Origin of the sequence: Flavobacterium artemisiae, assembly GCF_042678225.1 — a bacterium.
GTDB classification, from domain to species: Bacteria; Bacteroidota; Bacteroidia; order Flavobacteriales; family Flavobacteriaceae; genus Flavobacterium; species Flavobacterium artemisiae.
The window spans coordinates 561149-579090 of the sequence record NZ_JBHUDZ010000012.1 but is presented as its reverse complement, the minus strand read 5'-3'; the positions used below and the strand labels follow the sequence as shown (position 1 = coordinate 579090).

Below are 17942 nucleotides of genomic sequence, written 5' to 3'. Positions count from 1 at the left end.
TACAATACGCCATACCTAAAATGAACTTATATCACTTATATGGTTTAATTTTTTATAATGATGTTTTTCATAAAAAATTACCTTTAGCACATTGGCTAAAGGCAATCTTTCAAACAAAAAACAAAAAAACCTAATTTTTATTAATGCTGTATTGCGATTGGGTAACGCTTGCAAAAACAGTTTGAAGATCTGCAATCAAATCTTCTATATCTTCAATTCCCACAGAAAGGCGAACTAAATCTTTAGAAACTCCAGTTTCTATTTGTTCCTCTTCTGTCAATTGCTGGTGTGTAGTACTTGCGGGGTGAATAATCAGTGATTTTGTATCGCCAATGTTCGCCAATAAAGAGAATAACTTTGTTTCGTCTACTACTTTTTTAGCAGCATCAAAACCGCCTTTTAATCCGAAAGTGATAATACCACTTTGACCTTGCGGCAAATATTCTTTTGCTAAATCATGATATTTACTTGATTTTAAACCTGGATAATTTACCCAGACAACCTCATCTTGTTTTTCTAACCATTCGGCTAATGCCAAAGCATTTTCGCTGTGCTTTTTAATTCTGATTGGAAGTGTTTCTAATCCTTGAATAATTTGAAAAGCATTAAACGGACTCAAAGCAGCACCAAAATCACGTAAACCTTCGATTCTTGCTTTTGCTATAAAAGCCGCATTTCCTAAAGCTTCATGATATACTAATCCATGGTATCCTGCAGATGGTTCTGTAAATTCTGGGAATTTTCCGTTAGACCAATCAAAATTTCCAGCATCAATGATAACGCCTCCTAACGAAGTTCCGTTTCCAGCAATATATTTAGTTAAGGAATGAATAACAATATCGGCACCGTATTTAATTGGGTTTAATAAATAAGGTGTCGCAACTGTATTATCTACTATAAAGGGCACTTTGAATGCTTTGGCTTCTGCCGAAATCCCTTTTAAATCCAATACATCTAATTTTGGATTTCCAAGAGATTCTACAAAAAATGCTCTTGTATTTTCTTTTGCTGCTTTAGTAAAATTTTCTGGTTTTGAAGGATCTACAAATGTTGTTGTAATTCCTAATCTTGGCAAAGTTACTTTTAGCAGATTATAAGTTCCGCCATACAAACTGTTTGAAGCCACAATATGATCTCCAGCTTTTAATAGTGTTAATAAAGTTGTCGAAATTGCCGATGCTCCAGATGCTGTTACCACAGCTCCGATTCCGCCTTCAAGCGCCGCTAGTCTCTGTTCTAAAACATCGTTTGTCGGGTTATTTAATCTTGTATAAATAAATCCAGCTTCTGCAAGACCAAAAAGATTCGCTGCATGATCGGCATTATTAAATACATACGATGAAGTCTGGTAAATTGGTACTGCTCTTGTTCCTGCGTTTTTAGTAACATCGTGTCCTGCGTGAAGTGCGTTGGTTGCAAATTTTTGTGTGCTCATGATTTCTTAGTTTTTTAGGTATTGTTAATACTATTATATTGTTATAGATTTTGGCTTAAACGTATAGATCTTCTTCTTCCAGATTGTATAATTGTAAGAGTAAAGAGTTTTGGCTTTCTAAATATTTATCCTGATTAAATTCGATTTTTTGTATCGTTTGTTCTGCAAATTTGTTCTCGATTTTTTGAGATTCTGTTTTCAATAAGTATTGAAATGCAATTGTATTTATATCTAGTGTTTTCATGATTTTAATTTTTAAATGTTGAAATAAAAAAAGCCCTTTCGGATGGCTTACCAAAAGGGCTTATAGTTGAAACTATAACAAAGACTCGATCTTTCACTTTTGGCAACAGCAATGAGGGATGCACATCGGCATCATTTTACAACACATCATATTTCTTTTTGCTATTGCTTTCATGTTTTAAACTAATCTATTTTTTAAACTCGACTATTTCTATAGAGTAAAAGTAGTAAGTATTTGTTTAACAACCAAATTAAAATTGAAAATTTCTATTATATTTTAAAAAATCTTCTTTAAGCCCTTTAAATAAAGGACTTAAAGAGAACCTTTTTTGATTAGAATTTAAATCCTAATCGTGCGAAACCAAATCGCCCGTTTAATCCAAATTGCGAAACGGCTCTTGAATAAGCAAACTGATTGGCATTACTCAAATCTGCACTTGGTGCTGGAGACAATGTTGGCGTTGTATTGGTAAAAGCTGGTGTTGCAGGATTATTTCTATCTGGATAAACATCACCTATGTTATTAAATCCAATTGTTAATCTGAATTTGTCATTTATCTGATATCCAAAAGATAAGTCGGTTACAATTTTTGCACTGTATTCTGGATGCTCATACACAGATGAAAATCCGTCTAAGTTTACATCTGTTGCTCCAGGATCTGTTACTTTTCCGAAATAGCTGTTTCTTAAATAAATATCTAGTTTTTTGATACTGAATGTTGTCGTTAGATTGGCTTTTAATTTTGGAATTGCTTCTTCTAAATAAACACGGCTTGATTCTGGGAAGAAAGAATAGATATAAGGATCGCCTCCCGCATTTATAATGGATTGCGGTACATTTAAACCTCCTACTCTTTTGGTCTCATTATAACTCAATGCAAAATCATTTCTGATGGTAAAATCTTGAATAACGTCATATTTTTGAGAAATTACTAAATCTATTCCTTTTGTCTCCGAGTTGATTCCGTTTGTCCAGAACGAAGCTCTTTCTACTCCTTTAAGGTCAAATGCTTCTTGAAATAAAGTTAACGCCTCAGCTTGCTGCGGAGAAGTTGCTGCTCCAATTTGCGCATCTGTTGGTCTTGAATATTGTCCAGTAAGAACAATTCTGTCGTCGATTCTCGTAAAATAAGCATCTGTAGAAATCGTAATGTTGGCTTCAGGAATTTTGAATGTAAATCCGGTACTTACACTTTTAGATTTTTCTGGATTCAAATTTTCAACTCCAATACTTTTTGCCGCCTGAGAATCATTTGTAAAATATCCAACTTGATAGGGCGAACCATTTATGAATTGAGTAGAACTGCTTTCGAAATATTTTTGCTGCAAAGATGGTGCTCTAAAACCTGTTTGTCCCGAAACTCTCCAATTGATAAATTCATTTAATTTTAAAAGAGATGCCAGTTTAAAGGTTACTGTATTTCCAAAATCTGAATAATTCTCAAAACGTACGGCACCATTAAGCAGCCAGTTTTCGGTTGGATTTAATTCTAAATCTACATAAGCAGCCACACTTTTTCTGTCTTTTTCTTTAGCATCTGAAGGCTGGAATCCAGAAAACCCTTGCGCTCCTGCTCCACGCTTGTTTCCAAAAAAATCAGTCACAATAAGCGGCGATGTTGTAGGCAGTACTCCAGAAACTAAATCTCCATTTGTATCATACAATCCGTATGAGGCTTCTTCTCCTGACTTAATCTGATAATTTTCATATCTAAATTCTCCTCCAAAAGCTATATTCAATCCCGAAAGAACATCTAGTTTTTTACTGAAATCTAAGTTGGTCGTACTTTGCAAAAAAGATACTTTTCCCGCATCAAAACTGCTCGGAGAGTTTGTTCCTAAAGTTGCATTGATGGAATTATTTACATCATAATTAAAAGAATTGGTTCCTAAATTGGTACTAAGATCAGTATCAAAACCTAAGAATTGGGTTGTAACTCCAACTGCAGAAGATAAGTCTACAATTTTTGATTCAATTTCAGGAAGAAATCCGTTTGAATACACTTGCGTAAAAGTTCCCGAACCATTTGGAAGTCTGTTAAAAGCATATGATTTTCCGTTACGATAAGAAACTCCACCAAAAGAATACAAAGCAGTATTATCACTTAAAGGATATTTTAAATTATAATAAGCCTGCCCAGAAGCCAATTCTGACTGTCCAACACTCATATTATAATCGCTTCTTTGCTGTCCTCTGTAATTCAATTCATTATTAGTTACATCAAAATTTAAAGCGGTCTGCATTTGTCCAATCGTATTTGCAGAAGCAATAGCATTTTGCTGCGCTGTGGTAAAATAACCCACCTGAGGAGCGTATTGCTTTAAATTATTGATTATTTCAGTCGAGTTTGGAGTCGCATTAATATTACTAAACAATGAGTTTATCTCAACACCATTTTGTGCGGCTCTGTTTTCAACTGCATTGTAGGCATTAAAAATCGCATTACTTCTTATACCTGCACGGCTAGTAGCATCACGAGTAACTGCAGTTCCTGTAACATTAAGATAACTTCCTGGTTTACCCAATGAAGTTCCGTAATTAATGTCTGCTTGTAATGTCTGTCCATCGCTTCCTCCTTCAAAATTATTAGAGCCAGAAGATAAGTTTGCTCCATATTGAATGCCTCCCGAAATAAAGTTGGCATTCTTTTTAAGTACAATATTGATAACTCCTGCTATTGCATCAGAACCATACTGTGCAGCAGCTCCATCTCTTAAAACTTCAATTCTCTCAATAGCAAAAGATGGAATTGCATTTAAATCTGTACCAACAGAACCTCTTCCCGGAGAACCATTTATATTAACTAATGCACTTGAGTGACGACGTTTTCCGTTCACCAGAATTAAAACTTGATCGGGACCTAAACCTCTCAATTGTGCTGGATCTACGTGATCTGTTGCATCTGCTGTAGAAGTTGGATTACTTGTAAAGGAAGGCGCAACATAATTTAAAATTTGGGTAACACTGGTTTGCGGCGCTCCTTTTGTGATTTCACTAATATTAAAAATATCAACAGGAACGGGAACATCAGTTTTTACACGATTCTTGCTTCTTGAACCTACGATCGTTACTTCAGACAATTCATTATTTTTCAAAGTGTCCTGTTCTTTTTTATTATCCTGAGCATATAATCCCGAGAATGCAGTAAGGGCTATTATGATTAATTTATTTCTCATTATTCTGTTTTTATTAATAAAATGATTAAAGAATTAAAGGTTTTTAATGGTTCGTTTTAGGCAAAAAAAAACCTCTGCGGTGGCAGAGGTTCTATTTATATCTTTTAAAAAATAATCACAATAGTCTCTCTGCGGAATTCTCCGGCATCATACAAGACATGTTCTTTTTTGCGATTAATTTCATTGATTTTGTGTTTTTGACTCGGCAAAGTTTAAAACTTTTTTCGAAACCACCAAACAAAAACAAAAATATTTACCATTACCCTATCAAAATACTATACTTCTGTTAAATTTCTGCGATAAAAAATAAAAAAAGTTGAACTTTAATTTGCAAATCAAAATGGTTTCATACCTTTGCACGCGAATACAGAGGAAAAATTTGAACTGATTGCAACCTCTTCATAATGAAATGATTCATTATGATTGCCGGGAGTTAAATTTCGGCATTAAAAAATGCTAAAGCAGGAACTCTCCTTTAGCCCTTTTTAGCAATTATTTTTCCTCGCTAAATTTTAATTTATACAAATTTAATACATTATTATGGCTTATTTATTTACGTCAGAATCTGTTAGTGAAGGGCATCCAGACAAAGTTGCAGATCAAATTTCGGATGCATTAATTGATAACTTTTTGGCATTTGACGCTGACTCAAAAGTAGCTTGTGAAACATTGGTTACAACTGGTCAGGTAATTTTAGCAGGTGAAGTAAAATCGAATACATATCTAGATGTACAAAATATTGCACGTGAGGTAATCCGTAAAATTGGATATACTAAAAGTGAATATATGTTTGAAGCAAACTCTTGTGGTATTCTTTCTGCAATTCACGAGCAGTCTGCAGACATTAACCAAGGTGTAGACAGAGCTAAGCCAGAAGAGCAAGGTGCTGGTGACCAAGGAATGATGTTTGGTTACGCTACCAACGAAACTGAAAACTACATGCCTCTTGCATTAGATTTATCTCATAAATTATTACAAGAATTAGCAATTTTAAGACGTGAAAACAAAGAAATCACTTATTTACGTCCAGATGCTAAATCTCAGGTAACTTTAGAATACAGCGACGATAACAAACCAACTCGTATTGATGCGATTGTTATCTCTACTCAACACGATGATTTTGACGAAGAAGCTGCTATGTTGGCTAAAATCAAAAAAGATATTATTGAAATTTTGATTCCAAGAATTATCGCTAAAAACCCAGAACACGCTCATTTATTCAATGATAAAATCAACTACCATATTAACCCAACAGGAAAATTCGTTATCGGAGGACCTCACGGAGATACTGGTTTAACAGGAAGAAAAATTATCGTGGATACTTATGGTGGAAAAGGTGCTCACGGTGGTGGTGCATTCTCTGGAAAAGATCCGAGTAAAGTAGATAGAAGTGCTGCTTACGCAACGCGCCATATCGCTAAAAACTTAGTTGCTGCAGGTGTTGCTGACGAAATCTTAGTTCAGGTTTCTTACGCAATTGGAGTTGCTGAACCAATGGGAATTTTCATTGAAACTTACGGAACTTCTAAAGTAAATTTAACTAACGGTGAAATCGCTAAAAAAGTAGAAGCTATCTTTGATATGCGTCCTTACTTTATCGAGCAACGTTTAAAATTAAGAAACCCAATCTACAGCGAAACTGCTGCTTACGGACACATGGGACGTAAACCAGAAACAGTTACTAAAACTTTCTCTGCTCCAGGCGGAAACGAAAAAACAGTTACTGTTGAATTGTTTACATGGGAAAAACTTGATTTTGTTGACCAAGTAAAAACTGCTTTCGGATTATAATTCGATCTGAAACTTACATACAAAAAGAGGCTGTTTATTCATTTAAACAGCCTCTTTTATTTTTATTCCTAGGTGTGAAAAACGCAGATGAAACGGATTTAATTCGTAAAGGCGCGGATCAAAACGGATTTTTCTTAGTTTAATTTCTAAAAACAATTTAAAATCCGTTTTATCCGCGTTTTCGCGATAGCGAATCTGTTTTATCCGCGTCTAAAATTAACGCTAATAATAACTTTTATCTTTCTAATTGTACGTTTGGCAACGTTTTTGGGCGACCTGGGTCGTTAGATAAAATCCAACCTGTTCGATACATCCATTCGGTCATTTTGTGCAATTTCACGTAATCGATGTTTTCTGACTCATCCATTGGCGTATGGTATTGACTGTGAAGTACACTTGTATAAAATACTGATGGAATTCCTCTTCTTGCATACGGAAGGTGATCTGAACGGAAATAGAAATATTCTGGATGTTCTGGTCTGTCCCAAAGTTTGTCTAAATCAAATTTTGGTCCTTCGTCATTGGCTCTTTTTGCAATTGCTACCAAGTCTGAAGAGTTTTCGTGAGGCGAACTCGAACCTAATAAGGCGGCCTGATTTACATTATTTCTTCCAATCATATCTCCGTTTAAAACGGCAATAATATCTTTTTCGGGAACTGTAGGATGTGCTGCATACCATCTAGATCCTAGCAAACCTCTTTCTTCAGATCCATGAAAAACAAATAATGCAGTCCTTTTTCCAGGCTGTTTTTTATAAGCTCTAGCAATTGCTAACATTGCCACACATGTACTTGCATTATCATCGGCTCCGTTGTAAATGGAATCCTGACCGTATTTCTGACGAACTCCGTCATGATCTTGGTGACCGCTGAAAAGTACATATTCATTTTTCAATTTAGCATCCGTTCCTTCAATTGTTCCAACCACATTTACAGACGGATATTTGTAAGTTTCAGAGAAAACCTGTGTAGATAATGTTTCTTTAGTATTTTTAAGGAAATCTAACTGATCGTTGTGAAGCCAGAAAACAGGCATAGTTTCTGTTAACTTATCACGAAAACCTTCAATTCCGTAAATTCCTCTTGTCATTTGCGGTTCTACCTGAGACCAGCTTTGTTCTGCCAGTTCATCTGTAACCATGATCAAGGCAGAAGCTCCTTTTTTAACTAATAAATCATAATATTTGTTTCGAACTAAACCTGGATAACGTCTGTCAAAAAGAGATATATCATCTGCAATTCCTTCTTTTGAAGCCAAAAGCACCACTGCTTTTCCTTTTACATCTGTTTTTTCAATTTGTTCTTTTGTAGCAGCTCCTAAATAAAGTAATGGAGCATTTACAGTGGTATTTGTAGTTTCCGCAACTAAAACTTCTTTCCAAAGTTTATATTCTTTCTGTCCGATTTTGAATTTTGTATTCGAAGTAACCTGATGTCTGTACATATCAAAAAACTGAAAAAAAGTACCATCATCGCCCGCTGGAGACATTCCTGCTTCTTTGGCTTTATTTGCCAGCCACATCGACACTTTTAATTCGTCTAATGTTCCAGCTTCACGTCCGTTAAAATGATCGGCCGCCATTTGAAACATATCCGTTCTAAGATCTTTTTCAGTTATTGCCGTAACTAATGGTTTCTTTATCGCCTGCGCAAAAGCAAAGCTGCTTGTAACAAGCAAACCAAGGATCAATTTGTTTTTCATAAGTTTAAATTTAATTATTCAAACTTAATCATTTCAAATAGAAAAACTTTGGTTTTTAATAGCAAAAACTCCTAATTTCAATTAATTCTATGCACAAATGGATGCCAATATTGACAGCCATTGCATTTTTAATAAGTATTATACTTTAATAAGTCCCGTTTTTCATTTTATCTAAAGTCTGTCTAATATCTTCTGCAGTAGATTCATCAACAGTATTATTTAAATATTTTACTGCCAAAGTCTGTGTTTCAACAGCCTTTTCTTTTTGACCGTCTTTATAATACAATTGTGCCAATGTATCTAAATAGTACGGATTGTTTTTGGTAACTACCAAACTATATTCTGACCACTTAATGGCCTTTTTTAAATAGATGCTATTCTCAGGTTTTGATACTACTCTCCACGCCGCGGAATTACATAGATTGGAATGAAATTCTTTGAATGAATCCCATCCATAATCATAAGAAAAACCAGAAGAAAAAAGCTGGTCTAGTTTTTCAATATAATCTCCTTTTTCTGTAAATAGAAATTTGTCGAAGTATGCTTCAAATTCTTTTATGAAAACAAGATCGCTGCCAGAATCACTGCTTTGATCTATTAAATATGAAAAATAGTATTGACAACAAGGATAATTACTTTTTCCTAATTCAATCAATTTTTTGTGAACATTTATAATTTTCTCCAGATTACTTTTTCCAGTTTTTCCTTCTTTTTCTATATTAATATTATCATTCAATGCATATGCTATATATACGTTGAGATTATCAATTTTTGATAAATAAGAATCTTCATCCGTTAATTTATTTCTTGCATCTACTATTGCATCATAATGTTTTAATAAATAATCAATCGATAAGAAATCTACATTATTTAAAATTTTACCTCCATTAAAAAAAACTTTCGAAAATCCTTTGTCTTGAATTTCCCTTAAAATAACAGAAACCAATTTCAAATTTGGTGTTTGGTCATTTTGATGCAGCTCGATTATTTTTTTCCAAATACTATTAACCTGTTCTTCATTTACAATTTGTTGCATTTTAAATGAATTTGGGTATTTCTCTGTATTGCCTTCATATACATAATCGTAATTGTAATAATCTACAAAATCTGAAATCGAATAAAATGCTTCGATCAAGTCATTATCAGTAGATGCTGTATTTTTAGCAACTTTATTAAAATTTGCTATTGCATTTACTGTATTAACTTTTTTGTATTCACCACAGTAACTGCAAAGTTCATCTGCTGCTCTAGATAATTTTGCTTTTTTTGAGGCCAATATATCACCATCTCCATTAAGGATTATAACAGCAGGAAAATCTGAAATATTGTTCGATTTTATCCAATTTTGATCAGCAGCTGATGCTAAATAATAATTAAACAAATCATATTGAGGATCGTACTTATCGTACATATCAGAATTAATTATTTCTTCCTTATACTCAATAAAGCTGTCAAAATCTTGTATTGCATTGGGATTTTTTTCATCGCAATAAACGATTAAAAATTTACTATTATCTTGCTTTGTAACAGTAATTGCATCTTTAAGATTGTTCTGTATTTTGAATTTGAAATCGATAGTTTTTTCTTGAGCAAAAGAAACACACACACTATTGAGGAATGCAAAAAATCCCCATACCACATTACGCATTATCATAAAGTTATTAATCAAGCGCAAAGGTATTTAACCCACGATTTTCCTGTGTTAAAAATCTTATAATTTACAGCTTCGATATTATAATTCTATTGATTCGAAAAAACAGATAAAAAAAAGAGCATTCTATAATTTGAATGCTCTTTTTTTTATCTGTTTTGCGACTTCTTTTAATAAGTCCCGTTTTTCATTTTTTCTAATGTATTTCTAATATCTTCTGCAGTAGTTTCATCAACAGTATTATTTAAATATTTTACTGCCAATGCCTGTGTTTCTAAAGCCTTTTGTTTTTGACCATCTTTATAATATAACTGAGCCAATGTATCTAAATAGTACGGATTGTTTTTGGTAACTACCAAACTATATTCTGACCATTTTATAGCGTCTTTAATAAAGTTTGAATGCTGCGGTTTTAGCACCACTGTCCAAGCTGCGTTATTACAAAGATTGGAATGATAATCTTTGAATGAATTCCAATCCTCATAAGAATAACTTGAAGAAGTTCCTAAAGTAGAAAAAACAGCATCCAGTTTTTCGATAGGGCTTTCTTTTCCAGAAGTCAGCTGATTGTCAAAATACGAGCTAAACTCTTTTAAGAAAAGGGTATTAGAACCATCTTTATCTTCTATCTGACTTACATAATCAAAATAGTTTCTATAGGCATCAAAATTTCCATTTCCAGAAGCTACTATTTTCTTATAGATCGAAATCACTTTGTCTTTATTAATTTCGCCCGAAACTCCGTCCTGAGACAAATACAAATTCTGCTGTAATGCAGAAGAAATCTCAGAATAAACATTTAATAAAACATGTATTTCATCTTCTTTAGAAATGAATTCCTGACGTTTTTCTTCAATGCTTACCGCATGTTTCAACAAATAATCTATCGACAAAAAGTCGGTATCATTTAAGATTCTGTCTTCGTTAAAAAGCTGTTTTGTAAATCCTTGATTTTTGATTTCCTTTACAATTGCTTCCACTAAATACATATCTGGTTTTGTATCTTTTTGATGTGCTTCAATCAGTTTTTTCCAAGTCTGTGCTACTTCTTTTTTATCCAAAGCAGCTTTTGTCATTACAAAATCTCCTTCGCTAAGTTCTTCTTGATCATAATAATATGAAGATTCTAAAACAGACGCAAAATTATAAGCTTTAATTAAATCCGCATCTGTGGCTTTTTTGTTTTTGAAAGTTTTATCTAGTAAAACTAAAGCATTTGTGCGCTGCAATTTGCGATACAAATCTCCATAATAACTAAATTGGTATTGTTTTTCTGAAAGATTAGATTTTGCTATTGCTAAAATATCCCCATTGCCGTTTAAAATTACAATACTTGGTTCGCTTTCAATTTTATTGCTTTTCAGCCACTTTTTATCGTCTTTTCCCGCTAAGTAATAATTAAAGATGTCATAAACGGAATTGTATTTATCATACATATTGTAAGACGCTTCTTTTTCTTGGCTTTTTACAAAGGCATCAAAATCTTTTTTAGCAGTCTCATTTTTATTGTCAATATACACTACCAAATACTTACTTTTAGCGTCTTTTGTAGCGCTCAAAGCACTTTTTAAATTATTCTCTATTTTTAGTTTAAAGTTATAATTCGAATAACTTGCTGTCGAATCAACTGCGTAATCTACTATTGGAGCTTCTATTACAGTACTAGCACTATCTACTATAACATTTCCAAAATCATCATTCAGTAAAGTATTTTCTTTTCCAGGATAAGTCCAATTGGTTACACTTTGTGTATCTACAGGCTTAACTTTTGTATTGGTTTTAGAAACGTTTTCAGCCTGAATGTCTTTTTCATTCTTAAAAACCAACGGATTTCTTCCTGCTTTTTCAGCTATTTTTAATTCATTGGTATTCTTGTCCAAAAAGCCCGAAATTTCAAGACCGCTCATAAGATTGGGTTCGTATTTAATACTAACTTCGCCAGCGTCTTTTGGTATTTCATATTTAAAAACTTGGGTTTTAAGGTCTGAATAACCCTCATTTACTAAATATAAATAGTCGGCACGATCTATATCAAACTCTAAAGTTTCTTTATCAAAATTAGGATTTACTTTTGATTGGATATCCCATAATTTCTGATAGGAAACGGCTTCAGAACCTTTCTGTGTTCCTATATAAATGGAATAATAAGAAGGATTTAAAAATTTTACTTTTATTTTTTGCGCCTTTTTTTCTCTTTTAAATTCTAGATCAAAACCGCCGTTTTCATTTTTATTATTGACAAATAAAAGCGAATCTCCTTTGATTTGATATTCTCCAGAATAAAAAACCAATTCGAACTTATTGTTATCAAGCAGATTTAATTTAATCTGCTGTCCTTTGGCTGTTGAAAGATAAGACCCTTTTTCAATGTTTTTTGTTTGTGAAAAAGAAGAAAAAACAACACTAATACAAATGGAAAGACTCCATACAAAATTGCGCATTACTATATTTTTTTGGCTGTTAATAACGAATGTAAAGATATTTCTTTCGAAGCAAATACAGCCAATAAAAAAGACAAAAAATGTAATCGAATTACTATAAATTATATTTCATCGAAAAGATAATATATCTCGGCTGTACAGTGTATTGCGAAACACGCGTAGAGAACTGCGTAAAGTTGTCATCATTAAGATATCTTGTATTCAATAAATTGGTTGCAGAAACTTTATATTCCCATTTACTGTCTTTCTTTTGATAAATTAAACTGGCGCTTAAGAAATCATATTCGTTATCAACAGACTTGTTTCCATTATAATAATGATAGAATTCATACTCTGAAACAAACGAAAAACTATTCAAAAAATAATAATCTAAACGTGCAAAAGGTTTATCGGTATAAAAAGTAGAACCGCTGTATTTATTAACCAAAAGATTATATCCGAATTCAATGTTTGGCAGCTTTTTATAATTGGTTGACGCTTTAATCGTGTAATTCTGAACAAAACTTTCTGTTGTTGTAAAATCACCATTTTGTTTATTATTAAACTTTGACCAGTTTAAACTTGCACTTAATGATGCTTTATAATTTTTTAAGAAAGAACGGCCGTAAGTTCCCATTCCGATGAAGCTTTCATCTGCTAAATTAGAATTGTACGGAACTGAAGACTGATTTATTCCATCAAAATCAGCTTCTGTTTTAATTGCCATTACTTTTCTTGTATAAGTCGCATTGGCAAAAATATTCTCAAAGTTGAACATGTTGTATTTAAAATAACGAAGCGAATGCACTTGCGAAGTTGCATTTTCTAAGGTACGATTTCCACGAAACAAACTGCTGTAATCCGACAAAACTTTTCCTTCTGCTAATTGGTTAATGTCGGTAAAATCGTTTGTCAAAGAGAAATTATAAGTCAATGTTTCTGCTTTTTTGATTTGATATAAAGCAAAAAAATCAGGAAGCACTTTTACAAAATTCTGCGAATAATCTGTACCCAGCTGTGAGTTTGTCATTTTATAAGTATGAAGACTTACTCCAGGTGTAAATGTAAATTTTCCAGTTAGAATTTTGTAATGAAAGCCTACAAAAGCATCATTAAAATTATAATTTACATCGTTATTATTTGTTGAATCATCAAGATCATTTCGATCTCCATTATCCAAAATCTGGAAAATATGCGAATTAAAATTCTGATGCGAATACGTATTTCCTAAAGTAATATTGATATTGCTTTTTGGAGTTACCATATAATAATAATCAAGTTTGGCATCCAATTTATTAGTTTTCACAAAACGATCCTGATTGTAGTCATTTCGCTGTTGACCAACTGTATAACCGCTTAAATTAAAAGGAATTGTTCTTAAATTGGCATTATAAAATGGGTTTTCATCCTGATACAAATGCTGCATTTCAAAAGCAAAAATATTTTTACTGTTTTTCGTATAATACAAATTCAAGTTTTGATTTATCGAAGTCGGATCTTGTTTTTTGGTTGTAAAAATAGTCTCAGAATTAGTAATATTCTGCACTACTTGCTCTCTAAGCAAATCGGAGTCTTCATCTTGTTTTGACAACTTAGTCAAGATATCATAATCAAACTGAAATTTATCATTTGGTTTATAAGTTGAACTCAGTTTAAAAAGTCCGAGATTATTTTTCTGATGTGTCAATTCGTCTCTTTTCTGCTGATCTCCAGAATCCAGAATTGTAGTTTGTGATTTTGTTTCTAAATCTGTTTTTGAGGTCGAAATAATTCCGAAACCGCTCAAAGTCCACGCTTTTGTTGGCGAATAGGAGAAGTTTGTAGCTCCAAATTTGGTCTCAATTTCTTTAGCGCGATTGTTTCTAAGAAGGGAAATTCCGAGATCATTTGACGAAATATTAAAATTACTGCCGCCTTTTTTCATCATGTTTTTAAAACCACCCGTAAACTTAAAATAATCCTGCGCTGTCAAAGGGAGCTCGCCGATATTATTAAAATTGGTAATTAAATTAATGCTGTATTTCGGACTGTAATAAAACAGTTTTGGATTAATGATATAACGGCTGTCTAGCTCTCCAACTCCAGTTCCGGCCGTAACATCTCCAAACCAAAAGTTCTTTTTACCTTCTTTCAGTTTAATGTTCATGGCTACATTTTCCTGATCATTTTCTAAGCCTTTTAACTGACTTATTTCATTAAAATTTCTCAGTACTTGAACCTTATCAATTGCATCGGCAGGAATATTTTTAACGCCAAGTTTAGTATCTCCATCAAAGAAATCTTTACCTTCGACCATTAATTTTGATACTTTTTTTCCTTCAACTTCTATTTCTCCATCGGCATTTACCTCAACACCAGGAAGTTTTTTCAAAACGTCTTCCAGCTTTCTTTCTGTTCCAGTTTTAAAAGAATCTGCGTTGTACACTATGGTATCACCTTTTATAGAAACGGGCATTTCGCGAACAATTTCTACACCTTCCAATTCGATTCCAGCACCGTCCAAAACAATATTCTGAACCATGTTTTGCATTAATGTCGCTACTTGAATTTCCTTAGATTTCATTCCAAGATAACTCACTTTAATTGTGTACGCTGTATTAGGTTTTAAAGTCAGCTGAAATTTACCTTTATCATTAGTAATTCCGTATGAATCCATTGCTTTTGTCGCATTGTTAACCGCCATAATATTGGCCATTTCCAAAGGATTTTTTTTCTCGTCCTGAATTACTCCATCAAAACGAACACTTTGAGCAAAAGAAATCGAGGTCATTAATAAAATGACAAAAGCAAAAATATTTTTCATGGGAAAAACCTAAGGGATAAAATTCTAAAAATTAACGTCTAATCATTACTGGACCACCGCCTGGACCGCCTTCACGACCGCGATTCATTTCTCTAAATTCTTCCATTTTTTTGATTACCGTTTCATCATAATCTTTTTGAGAAATCACTTTTCCTTTTTTAGAAGGTTTTATCTCGACTTTATCTTTAGCATTCAAAACAATTTTAGAGCATAAAATAGTAGTTCTTCCATCGTTTACTTCCAAGATTAATCCAGGAAGACCCCAGTAATTTTCTGGCCCTTGATTGATCGGAATTTCAGGCGAATACCAAGCTGTTATGACAATTTCTTTTGGCATTTCGAAGTTATCCTGAAAATTCGTTTTTGTTTCTCCAGAAGTTTTCTTTTCGTCTTGCTTTTTGTCTTTATCGTCGTTATTTTTAGGTCTTAAATTTCTAAAATCGGTTTTACTCGCTTCTTTTACCGCAGTCGCTTTATAACATGTATAACCGCCAATTTGTTTAGTTTCTTGTTCTAATTTCCAATTTAATTTAGGCAGAGAATCTACAACTAGAAATTCTTTTCCCATAAATTCTTTATCAACTGTATACGTTTTACTTTTTACATCTTTGTAGAAAGTGCCTCCGCCTCCCATAAACGAATTCATCATGATTCGCATACCACCTTGCTGTCCTGGAGCGTCTAATTTCTCTTCTTCTTTGTAAATAGAAGCCGATTTATCGAAGTTTAAAATAAATGTTTTTTCAAGCATTTGTTTCATGCGCTCTTCCATATTCTTTTGCATTTCTGGTGTAATGTCACGATTGGTGCGCATTCCTTCCAATTTTGGAGCTTGTGTTTTTGACTCATAAACAGCCATTCCCTGAAAGTCTTTTTGAGCCTGAATTTGCGTACAAGCAAGCATCAAAGTCATGTAAAAAAATATTTTCTTCATTTTATTTTCTTTAAAAAGTGGGTAAATCGAAAGAACTTACACTCAAATTTATTATTATTTTTAAAAATTAAAAAATTAAATATATCAATAGCTTTAGTGTATAGACAAAAGTGCCTATTTTTTAGACCGTTAGAATTAAAAAAGGTTTAAAAGTACTACAAGTAATTTTAAGACCTGTTTTTCGTAATTTGCATGCTCTAAAATTGCTGCTAATGCGTCTGATTAAGTTAAACTTTTTATTTTTTTTATTTGCCTTAAGCATTTCCTGTATTGGATCTGCACAAACATTAACCATAAATCCCGTCTTAATCTCGAAGCAGACGAATACTTCGGATGTCTTTTTAGGTTATGATGCGTTTGGATATTCGTATCAAATAAAGAATAATGTTTTTAGTAAAATTAAAGGAAATGAGATCTTTGAATACAAAAATGTTTCTTTAGGAAAAATTACAAAAGTCGATTTACAAAATCCGTTGAAAATGGTTTTGTTTTATGAAGATTTTAATAGTGTGGTTCTTCTGGATAACCAGCTGAATAAAGTTACTGAAATTAATTTTTCTCAGAATCCTACTCCAATTGTAGTTTCGGCAATCGGAATGTCAACTCAAAATCAACTTTGGATTTACAATACTTTAAATCAGCAGATTGGTCTTTTTGAATATTTAAAAAATGAATATAAAACAGTATCCATTCCACTGACAGAACAGATAAAATACTATCAAACCGATTTTAATACTTTCTATTGGATTGATAAAAAAAACAACTGGTATTCGTGTACTATTTTCGGAAAAATCACCTCATTGGGCAAAATTCCAGAGTTTGATAAAATCCAAATAATCAGCAGTTCAAAATACATTTTTAGTCAAGCTAATAAGCTGTTTCTTAAAGAGATTAACAAATCTGGTGTAGAGACCATTTCTGAAATCAAAATTTTAGAAAAAACCTTTGATAATTTTGATTACAAAGAACAAATTTTATCTATTTTTACAGCTGCAGAAATTTTAAATTATAAAATCGTAACACCGTAATGCACATAGCAATAGCAGGAAATATAGGCGCAGGAAAAACTACTCTGACCAAATTATTAGCCAAACATTTTAAATGGGAACCTCATTATGAAGATGTAGTTGATAATCCGTATTTGGATGATTTTTACCATCAAATGGAACGCTGGTCTTTTAATCTTCAGATTTATTTCTTGAACAGCCGTTTTCGCCAGGTGCAGCAAATTCGAGAAAGCGGTAAAAAAATCATTCAGGACAGAACGATTTATGAGGATGCGTACATCTTTGCTCCCAATTTATATTCGATGGGATTAATGACAAGCCGTGATTTTGATAATTATACTTCTCTTTTTGAATTAATGGAACTATTGGTTAAACCGCCAGATTTATTGATTTATTTAAGAAGTTCAATTCCGAATCTTGTTGGTCAAATTCACAAACGTGGACGCGAGTACGAAAACTCAATTTCTATCGATTATTTAAGCCGTTTGAACGAAAGATATGAGGCCTGGATTCAGACTTACACTAAAGGAAGATTATTAATCATTGACGTTGACAATATTAATTTTGTTGATAACCCAGAAGATTTAGGAAACATCATTAATAAAATTGATGCTGAATTGAACGGATTGTTTTAGAACACGAATTTCACAGATTTTCACGAAATAAAAGAAAGCCTCTAAATAATTAATTTTAGAGGCTTTTTCATTTATTATCCTAACAGGTTTCCAAAACCTGTTAGGTATGTAATCTACGTCTCTTTAAATTCAAAAAAGACCTAA

At 32.7% G+C, this 17942-nt stretch carries 11 protein-coding genes; 3 read left to right on the top strand and 8 right to left on the bottom strand.

Annotated features, from left to right (window positions below):
- Positions 1-130: 130 nt before the first annotated feature.
- From ACFSC2_RS13215 to ACFSC2_RS13205, 3 genes are all read right to left on the bottom strand, one after another.
- The gene (locus ACFSC2_RS13215; protein WP_379814956.1) at positions 131-1435 is read right to left on the bottom strand and encodes an O-acetylhomoserine aminocarboxypropyltransferase/cysteine synthase family protein; all 1305 of its coding nucleotides are present in this window, start codon (positions 1433-1435) and stop codon (positions 131-133) included.
- A 55-nt stretch (positions 1436-1490) separates the two neighbouring features.
- Positions 1491-1679, bottom strand: a complete 189-nt coding sequence (locus ACFSC2_RS13210; protein WP_379814957.1) for a hypothetical protein — start codon at positions 1677-1679, stop codon at positions 1491-1493.
- A 332-nt stretch (positions 1680-2011) separates the two neighbouring features.
- Positions 2012-4855, bottom strand: coding sequence for a TonB-dependent receptor plug domain-containing protein (locus tag ACFSC2_RS13205; RefSeq protein ID WP_379814958.1), 2844 nt, complete (start codon positions 4853-4855; stop codon positions 2012-2014).
- Positions 4856-5395: 540 nt separating this feature from the next.
- On the opposite strand from ACFSC2_RS13205, the gene metK reads away from it, so the two are divergent.
- On the top strand, positions 5396-6646 hold the full coding sequence (gene metK, locus ACFSC2_RS13200) for a methionine adenosyltransferase (RefSeq protein ID WP_379814959.1): 1251 nt from the start codon (positions 5396-5398) through the stop codon (positions 6644-6646).
- Positions 6647-6881: 235 nt separating this feature from the next.
- Here metK and ACFSC2_RS13195 read toward each other — a convergent pair whose 3' ends face one another.
- The 5 genes from ACFSC2_RS13195 to ACFSC2_RS13175 form a co-directional block, all read right to left on the bottom strand.
- Complete coding sequence (locus tag ACFSC2_RS13195; protein ID WP_379814960.1) at positions 6882-8348, bottom strand: M28 family metallopeptidase; 1467 nt, start codon at positions 8346-8348, stop codon at positions 6882-6884.
- Positions 8349-8493: 145 nt separating this feature from the next.
- Positions 8494-9996: a hypothetical protein gene (locus ACFSC2_RS13190; RefSeq protein WP_379814961.1), complete on the bottom strand. Its 1503-nt coding sequence runs from the start codon at positions 9994-9996 to the stop codon at positions 8494-8496.
- A gap of 173 nt (positions 9997-10169) precedes the next feature.
- Positions 10170-12440, bottom strand: coding sequence for a hypothetical protein (locus tag ACFSC2_RS13185; protein ID WP_379814962.1), 2271 nt, complete (start codon positions 12438-12440; stop codon positions 10170-10172).
- 94 nt (positions 12441-12534) lie between these two features.
- Entirely contained in the window at positions 12535-15222 is a 2688-nt protein-coding gene (locus tag ACFSC2_RS13180) for a carboxypeptidase-like regulatory domain-containing protein (protein WP_379814963.1), read from the bottom strand.
- Positions 15223-15253: 31 nt separating this feature from the next.
- On the bottom strand, positions 15254-16156 hold the full coding sequence (locus ACFSC2_RS13175) for a GLPGLI family protein (protein WP_379814964.1): 903 nt from the start codon (positions 16154-16156) through the stop codon (positions 15254-15256).
- A 212-nt stretch (positions 16157-16368) separates the two neighbouring features.
- On the opposite strand from ACFSC2_RS13175, the gene ACFSC2_RS13170 reads away from it, so the two are divergent.
- Entirely contained in the window at positions 16369-17184 is an 816-nt protein-coding gene (locus ACFSC2_RS13170; RefSeq protein WP_379814965.1) for a hypothetical protein, read from the top strand.
- The gene (locus ACFSC2_RS13165; protein WP_379814966.1) at positions 17184-17798 is read left to right on the top strand and encodes a deoxynucleoside kinase; all 615 of its coding nucleotides are present in this window, start codon (positions 17184-17186) and stop codon (positions 17796-17798) included. Before ACFSC2_RS13170 ends, ACFSC2_RS13165 begins: the two co-directional genes overlap by 1 nt.
- Positions 17799-17942: the final 144 nt, after the last annotated feature.

Bases quoted from the DNA above. Each gene is read 5' to 3' on its own strand.
- metK (WP_379814959.1), top strand. From the start codon at position 5,396: ATGGCTTATTTATTTACGTCAGAATCTGTTAGTGAAGGGCATCCAGAC.
- ACFSC2_RS13190 (WP_379814961.1), bottom strand. From the start codon at position 9,996: ATGCGTAATGTGGTATGGGGATTTTTTGCATTCCTCAATAGTGTGTGT.
- ACFSC2_RS13205 (WP_379814958.1), bottom strand. From the start codon at position 4,855: ATGAGAAATAAATTAATCATAATAGCCCTTACTGCATTCTCGGGATTA.
- ACFSC2_RS13165 (WP_379814966.1), top strand. From the start codon at position 17,184: ATGCACATAGCAATAGCAGGAAATATAGGCGCAGGAAAAACTACTCTG.
- ACFSC2_RS13170 (WP_379814965.1), top strand. From the start codon at position 16,369: ATGCGTCTGATTAAGTTAAACTTTTTATTTTTTTTATTTGCCTTAAGC.
- ACFSC2_RS13210 (WP_379814957.1), bottom strand. From the start codon at position 1,679: ATGAAAACACTAGATATAAATACAATTGCATTTCAATACTTATTGAAA.
- ACFSC2_RS13175 (WP_379814964.1), bottom strand. From the start codon at position 16,156: ATGAAGAAAATATTTTTTTACATGACTTTGATGCTTGCTTGTACGCAA.
- ACFSC2_RS13180 (WP_379814963.1), bottom strand. From the start codon at position 15,222: ATGAAAAATATTTTTGCTTTTGTCATTTTATTAATGACCTCGATTTCT.
- ACFSC2_RS13215 (WP_379814956.1), bottom strand. From the start codon at position 1,435: ATGAGCACACAAAAATTTGCAACCAACGCACTTCACGCAGGACACGAT.
- ACFSC2_RS13195 (WP_379814960.1), bottom strand. From the start codon at position 8,348: ATGAAAAACAAATTGATCCTTGGTTTGCTTGTTACAAGCAGCTTTGCT.
- ACFSC2_RS13185 (WP_379814962.1), bottom strand. From the start codon at position 12,440: ATGCGCAATTTTGTATGGAGTCTTTCCATTTGTATTAGTGTTGTTTTT.